The organism is Endozoicomonas sp. SESOKO4 (genome assembly GCF_024606275.1).
Genome location: NZ_JAHHPS010000525.1, coordinates 1 through 1,333 on the forward strand (window position 1 = coordinate 1; position 1,333 = coordinate 1,333).

1 protein-coding gene is annotated in these 1,333 nt (G+C 49.3%); it reads right to left on the reverse strand.

The window, feature by feature from the left end:
- The coding region (locus KDK16_RS10205) for a hypothetical protein (RefSeq protein WP_257275958.1) at positions 1–1,333 on the reverse strand (1,333 nt) is incomplete at both ends.

Genomic DNA, 1,333 nt, shown 5'->3' on the forward strand with positions numbered 1-1,333 from the left:
TGCTGAAATTTCTCCAGCAATTCCATATACCAGTGACCATTATTTCTGGCCCGCAGAACATGACTGCAACTGTGCAGCGGTTTCCACACGGTTGGCATGGTCTGTCTGCCAAGGTTCTGGATCACCCGTTCCGGTCCGGGACGGCGGTAATAATGCTGCAATACCGTCAGGATGGTTTTTTCATTATCGCCGACATGATCAGGCAAGACCGGCGGTTTGCTGAACGCGTCCACCATAAACTGTAATGCCGTTGGTGTCCCGGCTGCCAATGGTGTTGTCAGCGCACCAGAATCGTTAATGCCGAGAGATCGTTTCAGATCCGCGATTTCCTGCTTGGCGTGCCGGACACGCTCTAACCAATTCTGATAGAAAGGATGCTCGTTCCGTTGCTCCCACAGTTTTTCAAACCATTCGATATATTCAGCCGGGGAATAAACGCGCATAATTTTCTTACTGCGGGGGTAATGAAATGCCAGAAGGGCTCTAACACTATCCAGAAGGTCTTTGTTCGGGGAAGCCCCGTGATGAAACAGGGCCAATAAGTGGCACTGAATATGTTCAAGGGTTGGATGCATCAGACTTGTCACATAAAGTAGTGCCTTTCTCAGACACGTCTGCCGTTGCTGTGGACTGATGTTCATGCAGATTCGGTCAAATTCAACGACGCTTCCCGAACAACTGGTCAAAGGAAAATGCTGAAGATGTTGCAGGGTGAGGAATTCAAAGGGAGCAGAGGCAGCCACCATACAATTGAAGATGCCCACTGGCATTGCAGAGTCAAAAAATTCTTCCATATTATTGATATGGCCCAGGCCCCATTCAGTCGGCCTTGCCCCGCTCTGCAAAAGGAGCTGACATAATCGGTAAGCTTCTTCTTCCTCCTGTTGCTGCTGAGCAGGGGTTGCCGGTCCCATGCCCCCATTGTGTCTGGCTACTTCGGTATCCAGAAGAATATCAAGCAAAGATTTAACAGGCACTCCGAAAATATTAACAGACGCTTTTTTAACAAAACGCTGATCGATGGGCAATCCGCTCTGTTTTAATTCCAGAAGTCTCTCGCAACTGTAACATTCGGGATCGCTCAGCAGCTCAATGGCCTGTTGCAATTTGTGCATCATATCCGGTGGGACGCTTAATTCCGAACTCAGTGCCTCTGCCCGCAAAGTGATTGGCAGCAGATTCAACATGGCTCTGAAATTGTCCAGGTCAATGCTCTGCGAGAATGCGAAATCACCCAGAGAATGCCCATTGTTGGCCAGGTGCGGACTGTCCAGCTCATCATCAAAACAGACCTGTACAGAACCTGTGTGGTGACAATAAACGACCAGAGGCA